The 17483-nt window shown below is 43.8% G+C and carries 17 protein-coding genes; 14 read left to right on the forward strand and 3 right to left on the reverse strand.

Annotated elements, in window-relative coordinates:
• Positions 1 to 14 precede the first annotated feature (14 nt).
• The 4 genes from V6984_RS07430 to V6984_RS07445 all read left to right on the forward strand — a co-directional run bounded on the left by V6984_RS07430 (position 15) and on the right by V6984_RS07445 (position 3622).
• Complete coding sequence (locus V6984_RS07430; protein ID WP_342759148.1) at positions 15 to 845, forward strand: peptide transporter; 831 nt, start codon at positions 15 to 17, stop codon at positions 843 to 845.
• A 136-nt stretch (positions 846 to 981) separates the two neighbouring features.
• The gene (locus V6984_RS07435) at positions 982 to 1635 is read left to right on the forward strand and encodes a TetR/AcrR family transcriptional regulator (protein WP_342759149.1); all 654 of its coding nucleotides are present in this window, start codon (positions 982 to 984) and stop codon (positions 1633 to 1635) included.
• Positions 1636 to 1862: 227 nt separating this feature from the next.
• Positions 1863 to 2996, forward strand: coding sequence for an MFS transporter (locus V6984_RS07440; RefSeq protein ID WP_342759959.1), 1134 nt, complete (start codon positions 1863 to 1865; stop codon positions 2994 to 2996).
• Between the two features lie 143 nt (positions 2997 to 3139).
• Positions 3140 to 3622 (forward strand): methylglyoxal synthase, encoded by a 483-nt coding sequence (locus tag V6984_RS07445; protein ID WP_342759150.1) that lies wholly within the window; start codon positions 3140 to 3142, stop codon positions 3620 to 3622.
• 29 nt (positions 3623 to 3651) lie between these two features.
• On the opposite strand, the gene V6984_RS07450 is transcribed toward V6984_RS07445, so the two are convergent.
• Positions 3652 to 4314 carry a GntR family transcriptional regulator gene (locus V6984_RS07450; protein ID WP_342759151.1) on the reverse strand — a complete coding sequence of 221 codons (663 nt, stop codon included), beginning with the start codon at positions 4312 to 4314 and terminating at the stop codon, positions 3652 to 3654.
• Between the two features lie 215 nt (positions 4315 to 4529).
• Between V6984_RS07450 and V6984_RS07455 the strand changes: the two genes are divergently transcribed.
• The 10 genes from V6984_RS07455 to V6984_RS07500 all read left to right on the forward strand — a co-directional run bounded on the left by V6984_RS07455 (position 4530) and on the right by V6984_RS07500 (position 15083).
• On the forward strand, positions 4530 to 6155 hold the full coding sequence (locus tag V6984_RS07455; protein ID WP_342759152.1) for a M20/M25/M40 family metallo-hydrolase: 1626 nt from the start codon (positions 4530 to 4532) through the stop codon (positions 6153 to 6155).
• A gap of 66 nt (positions 6156 to 6221) precedes the next feature.
• On the forward strand, positions 6222 to 7388 hold the full coding sequence (locus V6984_RS07460) for an iron-containing alcohol dehydrogenase (RefSeq protein WP_342759153.1): 1167 nt from the start codon (positions 6222 to 6224) through the stop codon (positions 7386 to 7388).
• A gap of 12 nt (positions 7389 to 7400) precedes the next feature.
• Positions 7401 to 8678, forward strand: a complete 1278-nt coding sequence (locus tag V6984_RS07465) for an aspartate aminotransferase family protein (protein WP_342759154.1) — start codon at positions 7401 to 7403, stop codon at positions 8676 to 8678.
• A 10-nt stretch (positions 8679 to 8688) separates the two neighbouring features.
• A complete protein-coding gene (locus V6984_RS07470) occupies positions 8689 to 9615 on the forward strand; it encodes an AEC family transporter (protein WP_342759155.1) in 927 nt (308 codons plus the stop codon).
• 36 nt (positions 9616 to 9651) lie between these two features.
• On the forward strand, positions 9652 to 10638 hold the full coding sequence (locus V6984_RS07475; protein WP_342759156.1) for a dimethylarginine dimethylaminohydrolase family protein: 987 nt from the start codon (positions 9652 to 9654) through the stop codon (positions 10636 to 10638).
• A 32-nt stretch (positions 10639 to 10670) separates the two neighbouring features.
• Positions 10671 to 11297 carry a cytidylate kinase-like family protein gene (locus tag V6984_RS07480; protein WP_342759157.1) on the forward strand — a complete coding sequence of 209 codons (627 nt, stop codon included), beginning with the start codon at positions 10671 to 10673 and terminating at the stop codon, positions 11295 to 11297.
• Positions 11298 to 11615: 318 nt separating this feature from the next.
• Positions 11616 to 12353 (forward strand): amino acid ABC transporter ATP-binding protein, encoded by a 738-nt coding sequence (locus V6984_RS07485; RefSeq protein WP_342759158.1) that lies wholly within the window; start codon positions 11616 to 11618, stop codon positions 12351 to 12353.
• A 15-nt stretch (positions 12354 to 12368) separates the two neighbouring features.
• Positions 12369 to 13061 (forward strand): amino acid ABC transporter permease, encoded by a 693-nt coding sequence (locus V6984_RS07490; protein WP_342759159.1) that lies wholly within the window; start codon positions 12369 to 12371, stop codon positions 13059 to 13061.
• Between the two features lie 13 nt (positions 13062 to 13074).
• Entirely contained in the window at positions 13075 to 14073 is a 999-nt protein-coding gene (locus tag V6984_RS07495; RefSeq protein WP_342759160.1) for an NAD(P)-dependent oxidoreductase, read from the forward strand.
• A gap of 68 nt (positions 14074 to 14141) precedes the next feature.
• The gene (locus V6984_RS07500; RefSeq protein ID WP_342759161.1) at positions 14142 to 15083 is read left to right on the forward strand and encodes a transporter substrate-binding domain-containing protein; all 942 of its coding nucleotides are present in this window, start codon (positions 14142 to 14144) and stop codon (positions 15081 to 15083) included.
• 118 nt (positions 15084 to 15201) lie between these two features.
• Here the strand turns inward: V6984_RS07500 and V6984_RS07505 are convergent, their stop codons facing one another.
• Positions 15202 to 16023 (reverse strand): DUF368 domain-containing protein, encoded by an 822-nt coding sequence (locus V6984_RS07505; protein ID WP_342759162.1) that lies wholly within the window; start codon positions 16021 to 16023, stop codon positions 15202 to 15204.
• Positions 16024 to 16286: 263 nt separating this feature from the next.
• On the reverse strand, positions 16287 to 17333 hold the full coding sequence (locus V6984_RS07510; RefSeq protein WP_342759163.1) for a LacI family DNA-binding transcriptional regulator: 1047 nt from the start codon (positions 17331 to 17333) through the stop codon (positions 16287 to 16289).
• Positions 17334 to 17483: the final 150 nt, after the last annotated feature.

A 17483-nucleotide genomic window follows, 5' to 3' on the forward strand; every position in this document is an offset into this window, starting at 1 on the left:
GCAGGGGGATAAAAATGAGAAGCTTTCTTCGGATAACGGATTATACGAAAAAGGATATTTTTGAAATATTCGATATTGCCGACGCTATTCAAGCCGGAAAATACAAGGATTTTTTAAAGGGGAAAACAGCCGTCATGTTTTTCTCGGAAGCGAGCATCCGGACAAGGGTCACCTTCGAAAAGGGGATATTTCTGCTGGGCGGGCAGACGATACTGTTTCCCCCGCAAACGTTGGATAAAAGAGAAGAGATAAAAGACGTCACAGGATATATGAATAACTGGTGTGACCTGGTCATTGTAAGGCATAAGGACATTTCCCTTATGGAAAGGATGCAAACATTTTCAGGAGTACCCATAATCAATGCGATGACGGATCAAAATCATCCTTGCGAAATCGTATCAGATTTATATTCTCTCTCAAAGCTTCGCAGAGATTTTCTGAATGACAGCTATTTATTCTGCGGAGGAAGCGGCAATATCGGCTTGGCATGGAAGGAGGCTGCCGAAATTATGGGATTTCGGTTTGCCCAGTGCTGCCCTGAGGGTTATGAGATGGAAGGCGTCGATGTGTTTGGTGAGCTGGAGGCTGCGGTGGAGGGCAAGGACATCATATGTACGGATCCTATACAAAAAGATGCATTAGCTGATTTTAAAGGATATCAGGTTACGAAAGCGATTATGGACAGCGCGAATTCCGGTGCTGTTGTCAATCCTTGTCCCCCGTTTTACCGTGGCGAGGAGGTATCTGAAGATGTTATCGAATCCGAATATTTCGTGGGTTATGAATTCAAAAAAAGTTTGCTCGTGGTGCAGCAGGCTATTATAATCTATTGTTTGTCTCACTAAAAGGGAAAGTGTATTTGCGTTGACAGAAGAATAAGTTCCTGATTAAAAAGACTTGTAAACATACCATTAGTATGTTATGATAATCATACATACCGATGGTATGTTTTGGTATAGTGAATTGTTGAGGTGAGATGAAATGGCGAGAAACAAATACCCGGAGGAGACAATCAATCTCATATTGGATGTTGCCTTCCGTTTATTCATGCAAAAGGGCTATGAGCATACTTCTATACAGGATATTATCGATAATCTGGGCGGACTCAGCAAAGGGGCAATTTATCATCATTTTAAATCGAAGGAAGAGATTTTGATTGCGGTAACGGACCGGATGACTTCAGACTCCAATCAAATGTTAGCAGTTATCCGTGACCGTTCGGATATGAATGGAAAAGAAAAGCTGAAAGCCATCTTTAAGGAATCTATTCTGCGTCCGGTACAAAGTGATATTTTTACGGCGGCGCCTAATCTGGGTGAGAATCCCAGATTTATGTTTATAATGCTTCGCGATACGATAGACGAAGCAGTTCCCCTATATATTCGTCCAATCGTTGAGCAGGGGATAGCGGATGGCTCGATTCAGACACAATATTCCGCGGAGCTTTCTGAGCTGATAGTGCTGGCCGCTAATTTCTGGCTCAATCCTATGATTTTTAACAATACACCCGAGGAGTGTTATAGAAAGCTCATGGTGTTCGATCAAATGCTGCGCGGCTTTGGACTGGATGTTTTGGATGACGAAATGATAAATAGGCTGCAGGAGCTGGCACAGATTTATCAGGATAGTAAATAGATTGACGCAGTCGTTTCTTTTGTTTTAGATATATGGACAGAAATATATTTATAACAGACGTTTTGACACCTGCTTTTTATAAATATACATACCGACGTTCGGTATTATAAGGAGATTGAAATTATGAATGAAAAGTTATTTTCTAAGGATTTTACTTTGGTAGCGGTGGGGCAGATTATCTCCCTATTGGCAATGCTGCCCTTAGGTTCGCCCTGCCTTTATATCTGCTGAATCAAACTGGTTCTTCCGCGCTTTACGGAACGGTTACCGCTTGTGCCTTTATTCCGGCAATCCTTCTCTCGCCGGCAGGAGGTATTATCGCAGACCGAGTGAATAAACGAAATATCATGGTCATATTGGACTTTCTTACTTCGGCGCTTATATTGATATTCTTTTTAAGTATGGGTAGGGCAAATATCATCCTTTTGATCGGAGGTATGCTTATGCTCTTATATGGTATTGCCGGATTTTATCAGCCGTCGGTTCAAGCCAGCGTTCCTGCATTAGTTGGCAAGGATAAACTCATGACAGCGAATTCTATTATCAATTCCATCAGTTCACTTTCCTCTTTGCTGGGACCGGTATTGGGTGGTATTTTATATAGCATATATGGCCTTAAGACGGTACTTATACTTTGCTTTGCCTGCTTTCTGCTTGCAGCGGTTATGGAGATTTTTATCGTGATTCCCTTTGAAAAGAGAGAGCGCGGAGAAAACATATGGGAAACTGCAAGATGTGATTTTACAGAGAGCCTTATCTTTATTCGAAAAGAGAAACCTATTATCGGAAGGGTTCTGCTTGTGGTTTGTGCGATCAATCTTTTTATGTCGGCAATGATTATCGTAGGTTTGCCCTACCTGATTACGGAGGTACTTAGCTTTTCCCCTGAGCAGGCGAATAGGCTCTATGGATTTGCGGAAGGTGCGCTGGCAGCCGGGGGAATCGCGGGAGGGATCCTCACGGGAATTTTCGCAAAAAGGCTGGCTGTTAAAAAAGCCGGACATTTGCTGCTGGCATGTGCCGTCTGCGTTTTCCCTATCGGAATATCCCTGGCAACTAGTTCCTCTGATATTGTAAACTACATAGTGATAAGCACATGCTGTTTTATTCTTATGGCAATTTCCACCATGTTCACGGTACAAATGCTTTCCTTTGTCCAAGCGGAAACGCCGCCTGGTATTGTTGGTAAGGTAATTGCGTTAATTCTTACGGCTTCCATGTGTGCGCAGCCGATAGGCAGTGCCTTCTACGGTATTCTTTTTGAAAGCTGGAAAGGCTTTGAGCATGCGGTAGTGCTGCTTGCGGGGACGATATCTCTCGGAATCGCTATTGGAACAAAAAAAATATTTAAAAATCTATGATTCGGAATTAAATGAAAAAATTCAAAAAGTCTGCTATAATACAAAATGGAAGGCTATAGGAAAACACAGCCTAAAAGTTCAAGAATATTTTTGATACTTACAAATGCTTAAAATCATACGTAAAGTAAGGAGAAACGAATTGCATGGAAAAAGACTTTATCACACTTACAATTGGGAAACAGAAAAATATCGCACTGATTGCTCATGATGCCAAAAAGGCTGATTTGATCAAATGGTGTCAGGATAACAGGGAGATATTAAAGGGGCACTTCCTTTGCGGAACGGGAACGACGGCCCATATGATCACGGACAGCACCGGGCTTCCCGTAAGAGGATATAACAGCGGCCCGTTAGGAGGAGACCAACAGATAGGCGCGAAGATCGTAGAAGGAAGGATCGATTTTGTAATATTCTTCTCGGATCCGCTGACAGCGGCGCCCCATGATCCTGATGTCAAGGCTTTGCTCAGAATCGCGCAGGTGTACGATATACCAATCGCGAATAATAAAGCGACCGCTGATTTCCTCATTCAGTCAAAACTGATGAATGAAAGCTATGACCACGATGTTATCAACTTCAGCAAGAATATCGCTGAAAGGGCGACTAGTATGAAGGAGAATGCCTAAAAGGTCATAGAAATATAAAATAATAAATATTAGCTAAGCGTAGTTATAATGCGCTCCCCTACCTTTTTTACATGCTCCCGCATGGCTAACACGGCAAAATCTTTTTGATTATTTTCCAGAAAGCGGATAATAGAGGCGTGCTCTTCTATAGCGTTTTCCTTATAGGGAGGTAAGGTTCCGGATAAGATATTGATTCTTATCATAATGGGCCCCAGATTTTCTATTGTCTCCACTAAAATAGAGTTGTCGCACAAATGAGCTATTTCGTTGTGGAACATAGTATCGAGAAGGGCATATTGATAATTATCTTCCGAATGCTTTTCTACCAATTCGCGCTGAGCCTTTTGAATCTCCTTTATTTTATGTAGTTTTTCTGCGGCGACGGGAAAGGAAATAAGTTCGATTCCAAGAGGCTCCAGATTAGACCTCATAACGGTGATGTCGTCCACGTCCTTCTGAGTAATGGTAGACACATAGATATGTCCCGTTACATCGCAAGCGGCAAGCTTTTCATATACGAGCTGCTGCAGGGCGGAACGGATGGGGGTACGGCTTATGGACAGAGTAGCGCTAAGCTGTTCTTCCGTCAACGGTGTACCCGGCTCTAATTTATTTAGCAATATGGCTTCTTTTATAGAATTATAAGCTTGTTCTTTCAAGGTGAGCGTTTTTTGAATGGGTTGTAGTTTCATAAAATATCCTCTCTGTATTCTGTACACATTTATATTAAAAATATTTTACTACATAATTTCTTGGTAATGCAACAAAAAAATAAAGATTTATAGTTGACAAGTGTAAAAAAGTATGTTAAAAATGTATACAGTACACAGAACTATAAAGCAAAGAGGCTTCTACGAAATCGTAGAGGCCTTTTTTACATTCTGGAAAAAGAAAGGGGAGATATCGTTTGATCAATGAAGATATGCTGATGCTCACAAAGGAGCTGGTAAATATCAATAGTGTTAATACCACGGATGGGGAGCGGGAAATCGGTTTGTTTATGGAAGCATATATAAGAGAGATTCCCTATTTCAAGAGGCATCCTGATCAGGTAATCGTGAGAGAATTAAAGGATGATTCGCTTCACCGCCGAAATGTAATGGCGCTATTGATCGGAGAAAAAGAAAGAAAGAAAAGAACGCTGCTTTTTCACGGACATACGGATACCGTAGGGATTGAGGAATATGGCGCACTAAAGCCATTCGCATGCAAACCGGATGAATTAATGGAGGCGCTGGCGGGCTTGGATCTGGCACCGGAGGTAAGAGAGGATCTGGAATCCGGCAATTATCTGTTTGGAAGAGGGAGCTGCGATATGAAAAGCGGCGATGCGGTTTTTCTCGGCATTTTAAAAGAAATGTGCGGGCAGGTTCAGAATCTTAGCGGAAATATTCTGGTATCCTTTAATCCGGTGGAAGAAAACCTGCACACAGGTATCATAGAGGGACTGGATATTTTAGAGGAGCTTAAGAAGACTTATGAATTAGAATACATACTGGCGATCAATAACGATTTCATATGCCCTTTGTTCCGAGGCGACCAGACAAAAACTTTGTATACAGGAACCGTCGGCAAACTGCTTCCCTGTTTCTATATACAGGGAAAGGAGACTCATGTAGGACAGTGCTTCGAAGGCTTTGATGCATCCATGGTCGCTGCCGGACTGGTGGATAAGATTAATTTAAACAGTGCTTTTTCGGACGAATATGAAGGGGAATATACCTATCCGCCCTCTGTGCTGAAAATGAAGGATTTAAAACCATGGTACAATGTGCAGACAGCTTCGGAGGCATTCGTATACTTTAATTATTTTGTTCATAATGCCTCTATGGAGGAGATCATCGGGAAATTAATTACGGCGGCTAAAGAGGTAATGCAGGAGGCGCTGGCAAAAATCAATGAAATGAGCGCGCGTTTCAGTAAGCTGAGCGGTCAGGCACATAAGGATTATGAGTACCCTTACCGGATAATGACCTATGAGGAGCTTTGGCAGATTGCAAAAGACAGAGGCTGTACGGAAAAGGATTTGGAGAGCAGGATTTTGGACGAAATGAAAAAGGGGACGGATAAAAGAGAAATTCCTATCCAGACGGTTCGGTATCTCCTTCATGCGGCCGGCATTACTGTTCCGGCAGTGATTTTGTACTTTGCAGCGCCTTATTGCCCTCATAATACGCTGCAGGGTAAAGAGGAAGAAATAATTTCCCGGATACGGAAAATCGTGCAGGAGGTATCTGATGATACGGGGGAAACTTTTCGCTTTATGAAGTTCTTCCCAAGCCTTTCCGACAGCAGTTATCTGAAAATAGACGATTCGGAGGAATCCCTCGGGCTTCTTACGGACAACTTTCCCGGAATGAAGGAGTTATATCCTATACCGGTAGATCAGATCAAAAGGCTCAATATTCCGGCGGTCAATTATGGCTGCTATGGAAAAGATGCTCATAAGTGGACGGAAAGAGTGAATATTCCGTATACCTTTGAAGTATTGCCGCTGCTGCTGCGTAAGACGATCGCGTTCTATTTACAATAAGGCAAGTCCTTCAAGATGGCATACGGATATTAGGCACGTCACATGAGGCAGATAGGAGTGAACATCATGAAAAACATAGTATTAAGCGGGAGAAAAATAGTAATGGGTACCGGTGCCCTCTCTTTTCTTAAGGAGCTGAAATATGATAAGGCATTGATCGTCACAGGAGGAAGCTCGATGATAAGAACGGGCGTCATCAAAGAGGCAACGGATTATCTGGAGCATAAGGGCGGTGAGGTGAAGGTGCATTCAGGAGTTGCCTCCGACCCTACGATCGAAGAGGTTATGAGAGGAGTTGCTGTCATGAAGGAATTTAAGCCTCAGGCAGTAATAGCCATAGGAGGCGGTTCCACGATGGATTGTGCGAAAGCAATGCTTTTATTTTATGAATTTCCAATGCTCACCTTTGAGAATGTGCTGGAAATAAATGCCCGGGGCGAAATTCCGAAGGGGCGGAAAACAGAGCTTATCTGTGTTCCCTCCACATCGGGAACCGGATCGGAGGTAACGAGAGGAACGGTAATAACAGACCTTGAAAAACAATTAAAGGTTCCCATTATGACAGATTGCCTAAGGCCGGATATTGCGATTTTAGACGGAAGGCTTCCGATGACAATGCCGAAGAATATTGTGGCTGAAACAGGAATGGATGCGCTGACACATGCTATGGAGGCTTATATCAATCACAATCTGGATGAATTCGATGAAGCCTTGTGCAGTGGGGCTATTACGGGAATTATGAAATGGCTGCCCGTGTCATATAGGAAGGAGAACGAAGAAGAAATGCTGGCGGCACGGGAGAAGGTACATTATTATCAAGCGATGGCAGGCATAGGCTTTGCAAATGTAGGGCTTGGGATGGTACATGGTATCGCCCATTCCTTCGGAGCCGTTTTTCACATGGCGCATGGGCTTACCAATGCAATTATTCTGCCTTATGCCCTGGCATATAATCGCCGGAATAGCGAAGTGGAGAATAAATTAAGGGAACTGTCCTATCGCTGCCGTTGTAACGATATCGTAGAAGAAATAAAAGAGCTTGCAAAACAGTTGAATATTCCTTCCAGTATTGCAGGTGCAGGAGTAGAAGAGAAAGATTTTCTGGAAAAGTATGATATTCTGACCGATCATGCCATGCTTGGTGCAACGAGAGTCAACCCGGTACCGATAGATATGGATACGATGGAGAAGCTCATAAAAGCGGTTTATTATGGTACGGATATAAACTTTTAGGAGGACGGGACAATGAAGAGCATGTATGAAAGATGTATGGATGTAATGCCGGCGGTAGCAAGACGGGCAACAACACTCGGCATAACGGATTCCGAAGGCTGTTATGTATTTACGGAGGATGGCAGAAAGATTCTTGATTTCGCAAGCGGTGTGGCAGTGAATAACATCGGATGCAGGAATGAGAGGGTGATAAATGCCATTAAGGAGCAGATGGAAACCATGATCCACGTGGGTCATAATGTGGTTTACTATGAAGCCTACGTGAGGCTTGCCGAACAACTTGTGGAACTGACGGGAGGAGATACCAAGGTATATTTCAGCAATTCCGGAGCGGAAGCGAATGAAGGCGCCATTAAGCTTGCTAAGTACGTGACAAAGCGTCCCGGCGTGATCAGCTTTAAGAATTCTTTTCACGGAAGAACTATAGGAACGATATCTATAACCGGTTCCAATGCCGCGTATCGGAAATATTATGAGCCTCTGTTACCAAGCGTATATTGGGCCGACTATGCGAATTGCTACAGATGTCCTTTCGCACAGAAGAAGGACACCTGTCATATGGAATGCCTCGGCCAGTTCGAGCAGATCTTTTCCAGACTTATTGCGCCGGAGTGTGTAGCGGCTATTGTCGTAGAGCCCGTTCAGGGAGAAGGCGGATATATTGCTCCGCCTAAGGAATTCTTAACAGGACTTAGGAAAATATGTGATGATCACGGTATTGTTCTCATATTTGATGAGATACAGACCGGAATCGGCAGAACGGGAGAGCTGTTCGCTTTCCAGACCTATGGGGTAAAGCCGGATATCCTTACTTCTGCAAAGGCATTGGGCGGCGGTATTCCGCTGTCGGCAGTCATTGCCAAAAAAGAACTGATGGACTTATGGCCGGCTGGCGCCCACGGAGGCACTTTCGGAGGAAATCCGCTGGCTTGTGCCGCAGGCCTTGCGACTCTTCAGGTAATTGAAGAGGAGAAACTGCTGGAGAACTGCAAAGAAATGGGAAGCTATTTTAAAGAGAGGCTTTCGGCTCTGCAAAAGAAATTCGCCTCCGTAATCGGCGATGTTCGTGGGATAGGCCTGATGCTGGCAATGGAAATCGTTAAAACAGGGAACGAACCGGATGCCGCTCTTACCGATAAGATAAAAAATAGGGCATTGGAAAAGGATTTGCTCCTTTTGACTTGCGGAGCCGATCATAATGTGGTTCGTTTTATCGCTCCTCTCATCATAACGAAGAGTGAGATAGATAGGGTAATAGAAATAATAGATGAAATTTTAAGCGAAAAGTAGGCGGAATATTATGGTGCTTTTTCAACAAATGCTTATATTTTTTATTATAATGCTACTGGGATATTATGGCGCCCGAAAAGGCATATTGGATGACGTTACTGGAAAGAGCCTGTCGTGGCTGGTAGTTCATATTGCCAATCCCGCATTGATATTGTCAGGCTGTGCAGGAGGACAGATGGTGGTAAAAGAGCTGCTGTTCACAGGTATACTGGCCGTCTTGCTCTTTTTGGTTTTGATAATATCGGCAGAAATCGTCATACCGATGTTTTTTCACGAAAGGGAAAAGAGGGGCGGCTATAAGGTGATGCTTGTTTTTTCCAACATGGGATTTATGGGATTCCCGCTGATTTCGGCAGTCTATGGTCAATCCGCCATAATGTATGCCGCTATTTTTCTCATTCCCTTTAACCTTTTAATTTATACTTATGGAATTTTCCGCATTGGTAAAATGGGTAAAAGGGAAGACTTGGAGGGCAGAAAGACCGTGCAATGGAAACCGATGTTAAATAGCGGAGTCATTGCATGTCTGTTAGCAATTGGAATCGAAGTGACCCGCTTTCCGGTTCCTGAAATGCCAATGAAGCTGATTGAAATGCTGGGCGGAATGACCGCACCGCTTAGTATGTTGATTATTGGGGCATCTTTTCGGGGACTTTCCACAAAAAAACTAATCACAGATAAGAAATTATTGGGCTTTTCTTTTTTGAAATTAATGGCACTTCCTGTGGCAGGCATGTTGTTTCTTAAGCAGTTTGTGGAAAATGAAGTTCTGCTTGGCGTCTGCTTCATCGTATTGGCAGCTCCTGCAGGAAGTATGGTGGTTATTCTGAGCAAGCAGTACGGAGGCGACGAGAATACGGCAGTTAAGGGAGTAGCGTTTACTACACTGCTGTCCGTACTTACTATGCCTTTGGCCGCAAAGCTCGCAGGCTTGTAACAGACAGTAGATTCATACAGATAGGAGGTATCAGATATGGCGACTTTACAAATGTACATGGATAGAAGTAAGATCGATAACTTATTCACATCCGAAGTATTTGAGGAAGTATGGGGGGAAGGCTTTGGGGTGAATAATTCTGTGGGTAAAATTAAAAGGATTCTAATGCACTGCCCGGGAGAAGAATTAGAGCAGCTCGCCAACGGAGAATATGAGGAAGAAGCCGGCGCAAGGATTTTGAAAAGTAAAGAGGGAAGGATTAGAAATTATTTCAAGTCTTATGAGCTTCCGGACATCGGACTGATGCGGGAGCAGCATAACCGGATGGCGGATATACTGAGGGCGAACGGAACGGAAGTGCTTTATTTAGAGGACCCGGCAAATTATTGGACCAATCTGACCTTTACCAGAGATGTGGCGCTGATGCTGCCGAAGGGAGCTGTGCTGACAAGGTTTGCCATGTATTTTCATCAGGGAGACACATGGCTTACGCAGAAACTATTGGCGGAGCAGAATATTCCTATTTTAGGTGCGATACAAGGAAATGGAACAGTAGAGGGTGGTTCCTTTTCCATGCTGGATCCAAAGACGGCTGTTATTGGGCGATCCGTCCGTGTGAACGACGCAGGAATCGAACAACTCCGGACCTTGCTCTCCTATCAGGATATCGAGCTGATTGTAGTGGATATGCCCGCTTATTATATTCATCTGGATGAAGCTTTTGTGCCCGTTGATAAGGATAAGGTTCTGGTAAGCACCTTTATTCTTCCCCATTGGTTCTTAAAGCTGTTACAGGAGAGGGGGTACCGGCTGATTGAGACGGACAGGGAGGACCCTATGCTGACCAATAACTGTATCGCCATGGAGCCGGGGAAGGTATTATTCTCTTCAAAGGGTGTGAATACGAGAAAGAACCTTGAGGAAGCAGGCGTCGAAGTGGTTGCGGCGGATATCTCGGAGATTAACAAGCTGGGAGGAGGAATCCACTGTTCCACGCTGCCGTTGTTAAGGGAATCGATATGAGCGGGGACAATTTCGCCAAAGGAGGAAGCGATATGAGCAAATATGTAATTACCATAACCAGACAATTTGGAAGTATGGGGCGCCCCATTGCCCAAAAGCTGGCTAAACGGCTGGGCATCAACTATTATGACCGCGACATTGTGGATATGACTGCTAAGGAGATGAATGTGCCGGTCTCCGTCATAGGGGAGCTGGAAGAAGCGGTGCAGGGTAAGTTCTTTCGCATGAAATATCCTCTGGGTATGGGAACCAGCGATATGCAGAACGATATTTTCGATACGCAGCGTAAGCTTATCCAAGGTATCGCAGATAAGGAATCCTGCATTATCGTAGGAAGATGTTCCGACTATATTTTGCACGAATATCCGAACAGTCTTCATGTCTTTATCTATGCTCCTGATGAGATTAGGTATGAAACCTGTATACAAAAGTTTTGTATGCAGCCCGATGAAGCCAGGAGAATGATGCTGGAGGTGGACAAGGCAAGAGAGCGTTATCATAAAACCTATGCAGGATATCTGCCTCAGGATTACCGTTATAAAGATTTAATGCTTGACAGCAGCCTGCTGGGAGTGGATGGAACGGTAACGTATCTGGAGCAGTTGGTGAATCTGTATGTAACAAAGGACAATGATAAAAAAAATAAAGTGGAAAAATAGTATTGACAAGTATATACGCACATGATAAAGTATAAGAAATTGAAAAATGTATACAGTATACGGTGCGAATTATTCCACATATGGAAGAAAACGAAGGCGTTTGATTTGAAATAGAATCAGGCGCCTTTTTTGTAATAAGAAAGTTTTTGTTTACTGTTCACACAGCAGCTTAACACTCGCTGTTAAGCTGCGTAAGAACGTGATTCAGGAGATGATTTCTGCTTCGCAAAGCGAATTTAAATGCGGAAATCATGGGTTGCTGTGAACGGAGTGAACAGTAACAGTTCTTGACTCACTATTCGGAAAGGAAGGGCAATTATGGAGAATACGAAAATTTTATCCATTAGAAACGTATCCAAAAATTATAATTCTCTTCAAGTGCTTAAAAAAATCAATCTGGACATTAAACGAGGGGAAGTGGTCGCCATTATCGGACCCTCCGGCTCAGGCAAGAGTACGCTGCTTCGCTGTATGAACGCACTGGAAACGGTGAACGGAGGAGAAATCTGGTTCAAGGACCAATGCTTTACGGAAAAGTTTAAGAGCTATGACCGTTTAAGGCAGGATATCGGCATGGTATTTCAGCACTTCAATTTATTTCCGCATATGACGGTACTGAAGAACATTATGATTTCTCCGCTTAAGGTGAAGAAGAGACCGAAAGAGGAAATGATGGCAAAGGCTCTGGAATTATTGCGGATTGTAGGACTGGAGGATAAAAGGGAAGTCTACCCGGAGATGCTTTCGGGCGGACAGAAACAAAGAATTGCTATTGCAAGGGCACTCGCAATGGAGCCGGAAATTTTATTATTCGATGAACCTACCTCAGCGCTGGATCCCGAGATGGTAGGAGAAGTGCTGAACACTATGAAAAATCTGGCGGAGTCTGGAATGACTATGGTCGTAGTAACACATGAAATGGGATTCGCCAGAGAAGTAGCGGACAGAGTGGTTTTTATGGATGAAGGAATCATCATGGAGGAAGGAACGCCTAAACAGATATTTGAAGATACGCAGAATGAACGGGTAAAGGCGTTCTTAGAAAAAATGTTATAGAAAGAGGGAAAGAAAATGGCAGGAGTATTACAGGTTATATACAAATACCAGATTCTTATTTGGAATGGCACTAAAATAACATTGTTGATATCTGTATTGACAGTGATTTTAGGATTGATATTCGGTACCTTAATGGCATTTATGAAGCTGAGCAGAAGCAGGATTCTAAGAATAATCGCAGGAATCTATGTGGAATTCATCAGGGGTACGCCGGTACTGGTACAGATTTTCATTGTATTTTACGGACTTCCGCTCATGGGAATCAATATTCCCTCAATCATGCTGGGAGGAACGGATATTTCCAGACTGCTGTCAGGCATCATTGCCCTAAGTGTGAACTCTACGGCATATATTTGCGAAATCGTCAGAAGCGGTATTCAGTCCATTGACATAGGGCAGACAGAAGGCGGCAAGGCACTCGGAATGAACAGCTTTAGAACGATGTGGTATGTGATTCTTCCCCAGGCCGTCAAAAATATTCTTCCGGCAATGGGCAATGAATTTGTTACAGTAATTAAGACCTCTTCACAGGTATCGGTCATCGGGATTGCAGAACTTATGTATGCGGCAGATACGATACGGGGGATCAGCTTCCGTCCGATGGAGCCCTTAGTCATCGTAGCAATGATCTATTTCATTATTACCTTCACACTGTCCTGCATGATCAAGCAGGTGGAGAAAAGGCTGAGGAAGAGCAGCCGAAGATAAAGGAGGAGAGGATATGAAGGTTGTTATTACCGATTATCCGGATGTTTTAGGAAGAAATCTGGATTATGAAAAGGAAATCCTGGAAAGCGGCATTGAAAAATGCCGGACCATCACATATCCCTATCGCGGCGATAGGGAGGAGTTCAAAAATGTAATTGCGGATGCGGATGCCGTGCTGACTGCTTTTGTGAATATGGATCAGGAAATCCTGGACTGTGCGGAAAAATTGAAATGTGTCTGCTTCAATGCGACCGGTTATGATTTCATTGATTATGAGGCGGCGTGCAGAAGAAATATAGGAATTGTTCCTATCGGTGAATATTGTACGGGCGAGGTAGCGGACCATACGATGGCATTGATTCTTACTCTTTTAAGAGGCGTGAAGCATTATACGAAAGACATTGAGGAGAGGAAAACATGGCAGTATTATTCGGGGCAAAAGCTTAGGCGTCTTAGAGGAATGCAGATGGGCATCTTCGGATTGGGAAAGATAGGAAGAGCGGTAGCCGGGCGTGCGCAGGCCTTTGGTATAAGGGTCGTCGCCTATGATCCGTATCTGCCGGAGGAGACGGCAAAGCAGGCGGGTATCGAGTTGGTGGATATAGATTATATTCTGGAGAATTGCCATATTATTTCCAACCATATGAACCAGACAACGGAAAACCATTATTTTTTTAACAAAGAGCGCTTTGAACGGATGAAGCAAAAGCCGGTATTCATCAATGTGGGACGCGGCGGTGCCGTAGATGAAAAGTCTTTGGCGTGGGCGCTGGAACAAGAGCTTTTGTTTGGAGCCGGGTTAGATGTTCTCGAGGAGGAAAAACCGGATTTGGATCATAATGCTCTGATCGGACGGGAGAACGTGATCATTACTCCCCATGCCGCTTTCTATACCGAAGAATCATTGAAGGATCTGCAGAGAATTTCTTGTGAAAATGTCGTCCATTATTTGCGGGGGGAATACGAACAGGTAAATAGAATTGTAAATAAAAGCCGTATTCAAATTGGGTAACTGAAAGGACTGCCCGGAAAGGGTGGAAATTTTAAGATAAGTTTCATCATAATAAGGAGGAGAAGTTTATGAAGAAAAGAAAATTGACAGCATTGATTATGTCCGCTATTATGGGAGCCATGCTTTTCACAGGCTGCGGCAGTTCTCAAAGTGAGGCGACGGACGAGGCGAGCACTCAGCCTGCGGCAGAAAGCAGCGAGGAGGCTTCCGTCGAAGAAGCGGCAGAAACAGACGAAACGGTTACGGAAGCAGCGGATACAGAGGAAACTGCACAGGCGGACGGACCGGTGCTCGCATCCATTAAGGAAGCCGGAAAGTTAGTTGTGGGAACAGCTTCTGGTTACCCCCCATATGAATTTATTGACATTACATCTCCCGATCAGGCGGTAGTTGGAATCGATATGGAGCTTGCTAAGAAAATTGCGGAAGAGTTAGGAGTAGAACTGGAGATCCAGGATATGACCTTTACTTCTTTAATATCTTCTATCCCTACGCACAAGGTGGATATGGCGATTGCCGGTATCTCTATTACAGAAGAGAGAAAAGAGACCATGGATTTCTCGGAGCCTTATCTGGAGGCTGCTCAGAAGATTTTGATTTTGAAGGAAAACGCAGAAAAATATAATACATTGGAATCGTTCTCCGGGGAAGCGGTAGCAGCGGAAAAATCGACGACTCAGGAAGCCGTTGCGCAGGAATTAATGGCGGATTCGCCGTTGGTTTCCTTAGAAAAAGTACCCGACTGCCTTATGGAATTGCAGAATGGCAAGGTTGCCGGTGTAGTGGTGGAAGGCATAGTAGGAGAACAGTATGTCTTCGCATATGATAATATTGTATTCAGCGATGCAGATATGGAGAGGAGCAAGACCTCTGCGGTCGCATTGGACAAGGGGAATGAAGACTTGATTGCAATCATCAATAAGGTAATTGCAGAAAACGTTGAAAACGGCAACTTCGATAAGTGGGTGGAGGAGTACAGCGAGAAGGCTGCAGCCAATGCTAAGGAGTAACATCTAAATTATTATAAAACTTTGTGTCAGGAATTAAGAAAGGGACCGCCGCACGAGCGATAGGATAGTGCGGCGGTCCCTTTCACGGCTGATAATTTATTCCCGCAAGGGTATTTGATTAATCCTCCGGCTTATATCTCTTTTCCAGCATGCTCATCCAGTAACCCAGTGCGGCTCCTGCAGCACACATAATGATGCATATTATGGTACCGGCACTGAGATAGTTGAAGTCTCTCGGTATGATCATCACAGTAGAAGCAAAGACTATGCCCAGGATAAAATGGAACAGACCGGCATATGCCCTGGAGAAAATATAATCCATTAATTTTGCAAGAAGAAGTACACAGGCGAGTCCGCCGATTGCCAGAGGAATAAGAACGCCCATGTCTATAGTCTTAATGCCGTCAGCCATGGCCTTATACATTCCCATGTAAACTAAGAAATTAGAAGGGCTGAGTCCCGGAACGATAATGCCGAGTCCGATCAGCGCCCCTGCTAACATCCATGTACCGAAATTCTGCGGCACACCGGTACTGAACAGCTCTTCACCGTAAAACAAGAATACCAGGCCAATAATAAATGTAATAACGAGAATAACGATATGTTTGCTGCTTCGTCCCTTCTTACCGGCCTGTTCCCACAGGGCGGGTACCGTTCCTACAATACAGCCGACAAAGAACCAAAGTATATATGATTCAAACGTTCCAAGTAAAAAGCTAACAGCAAATGATAACACAAACACCCCAGTCAAGCCGCCAAGTCCTACCGGGATAAAGAATAGCACGTTATTCTTAAAATCCTTTGTAATGTGTGCCAGAAAGGAAATGATCCGCTCATAAATTCCAAAAACTGCCGCAAGCGCACCGCCACTGACACCAGGGAGAATAAAACCGGAACCGATAAACATTCCCTTTACAAAACGCAAAAACCAATTTTCCATAACTTACTCCTTATTTCATACTAATTTTTATCAATAAAAAACTACGACCCTTGTATTATAACTTAATTAACCCATAATATAAACCGTAAATTTCTTAATTTTCTAAATGTAACCTTTCTTACCATAAATAACCTATATATGTGACACAGTCACAGAAAATCCCGGCGGAATCTCCGGTTATAAAGGAACGCTGAACAGGGGGTGAAATACGGGACAGAAGATTGGAAGAAGCTTAAGAAAGCTTTGGGCATAGGAAGAGATTCCTACGCCCTTTTTTTTCGGTAGAGCTGTGTCGATTCTCTTTCGATAATCTGGCAATCCAAATATATCTCTCCTATAGCAGGCTCTTTCGTGCCTTCGATCTTGTCGATCAGGATGCGGGCAGAAGCATGACCGATATCGAAAAGCGGCAGTTCTACCGTAGAAAGTGTCGGGCGGCATACCGTACTGATCTCCAGGTTATCAAAACCGATCAGCGCCAGATCACGGCCTATCTCGATTCCCTGTTTTGTGCAATAATCTATAATTCCCATTGCCATTATATCATTGTGACAGAAAATAGCAGTAACATTCTGTTTCAGCAGCTTTTCGGCTGCCTGATATCCGCTGTCCCTGTTCCAGTCTCCCTGTATGGTCAGATGAGGATTATAGGGAATGTCATTTTCAAAAAGCGCCTCCTGATATCCGGTCAGCCGGTTTCTCATATGAATACTGTCCGAGGAACCTGTCACGCAGCCAATACGTTCATGTCCCTGGCGGATGAGCAGAGCGGTAGCTTCATATGCCGCCTTTCTGTCATCGTAAAGCAGGGACGGAATAGAAAGGCTTGGACTGCTGCAGTAGGCACAGACAAAAGGGATATTTTGGTTCAGGGGATGCGCGAGAACCTTATGGCTGTGGCAGCTCAAATAAATAATTCCGTCCACTTGCATGGAAAGCATCAGATCAATAGCTTCATCGGTTAGTTGATTATATTTGCCGGCGTGGAGAACCGGATCGATATTCAGCTTGTGAAGACGGAGATTTTCCAGGAGATAATGATAATTCCGTTCTTCACAGCAGGCACCTATTCCATCGATGATGGGCGGGGTATTGAAGACGGTAATGTCTTCCGATATGATGCCAAGAGAATGGCTCTGGCCTTTTTTTAAATTTCTTGCATAAAGATTCGGCCGGTAGTTCAATTCTTCTGCGATAGAAAGCACCAGCTCCGTCGTCTCGCTGCTTATTCCGCCGATTCCGTTTAAGACCTTGGAAACGGTCGCTATAGAAACATTCGCCTTGTCAGCAATGTCTTTCATGTTTGCCATAAAATTTCCACCTCGATAAATACATTTGTTTATATTATATATGCAGGATAAACGTTTTACAAGATGAAAAGCGAGGCAAAGGAATTGCATGTTCAATTTATACAAAAATGAAAAGATAAAATCTTATATATTTAACAAAAATAACAAATA

The organism is Kineothrix sp. IPX-CK, assembly GCF_039134705.1.
Taxonomy (GTDB): Bacteria; Bacillota; Clostridia; order Lachnospirales; family Lachnospiraceae; genus Kineothrix; species Kineothrix sedimenti.

Excerpts from the sequence above, each read along its gene's own strand:
- V6984_RS07430 (WP_342759148.1), top strand. The coding sequence starts at position 15 with ATGAGAAGCTTTCTTCGGATAACGGATTATACGAAAAAGGATATTTTT.
- V6984_RS07435 (WP_342759149.1), top strand. The coding sequence starts at position 982 with ATGGCGAGAAACAAATACCCGGAGGAGACAATCAATCTCATATTGGAT.
- V6984_RS07445 (WP_342759150.1), top strand. The coding sequence starts at position 3,140 with ATGGAAAAAGACTTTATCACACTTACAATTGGGAAACAGAAAAATATC.
- V6984_RS07450 (WP_342759151.1), bottom strand. The coding sequence starts at position 4,314 with ATGAAACTACAACCCATTCAAAAAACGCTCACCTTGAAAGAACAAGCT.
- V6984_RS07460 (WP_342759153.1), top strand. The coding sequence starts at position 6,222 with ATGAAAAACATAGTATTAAGCGGGAGAAAAATAGTAATGGGTACCGGT.
- V6984_RS07465 (WP_342759154.1), top strand. The coding sequence starts at position 7,401 with ATGAAGAGCATGTATGAAAGATGTATGGATGTAATGCCGGCGGTAGCA.
- V6984_RS07470 (WP_342759155.1), top strand. The coding sequence starts at position 8,689 with ATGGTGCTTTTTCAACAAATGCTTATATTTTTTATTATAATGCTACTG.
- V6984_RS07475 (WP_342759156.1), top strand. The coding sequence starts at position 9,652 with ATGGCGACTTTACAAATGTACATGGATAGAAGTAAGATCGATAACTTA.
- V6984_RS07480 (WP_342759157.1), top strand. The coding sequence starts at position 10,671 with ATGAGCAAATATGTAATTACCATAACCAGACAATTTGGAAGTATGGGG.
- V6984_RS07485 (WP_342759158.1), top strand. The coding sequence starts at position 11,616 with ATGGAGAATACGAAAATTTTATCCATTAGAAACGTATCCAAAAATTAT.
- V6984_RS07490 (WP_342759159.1), top strand. The coding sequence starts at position 12,369 with ATGGCAGGAGTATTACAGGTTATATACAAATACCAGATTCTTATTTGG.
- V6984_RS07495 (WP_342759160.1), top strand. The coding sequence starts at position 13,075 with ATGAAGGTTGTTATTACCGATTATCCGGATGTTTTAGGAAGAAATCTG.
- V6984_RS07500 (WP_342759161.1), top strand. The coding sequence starts at position 14,142 with ATGAAGAAAAGAAAATTGACAGCATTGATTATGTCCGCTATTATGGGA.
- V6984_RS07505 (WP_342759162.1), bottom strand. The coding sequence starts at position 16,023 with ATGGAAAATTGGTTTTTGCGTTTTGTAAAGGGAATGTTTATCGGTTCC.
- V6984_RS07510 (WP_342759163.1), bottom strand. The coding sequence starts at position 17,333 with ATGGCAAACATGAAAGACATTGCTGACAAGGCGAATGTTTCTATAGCG.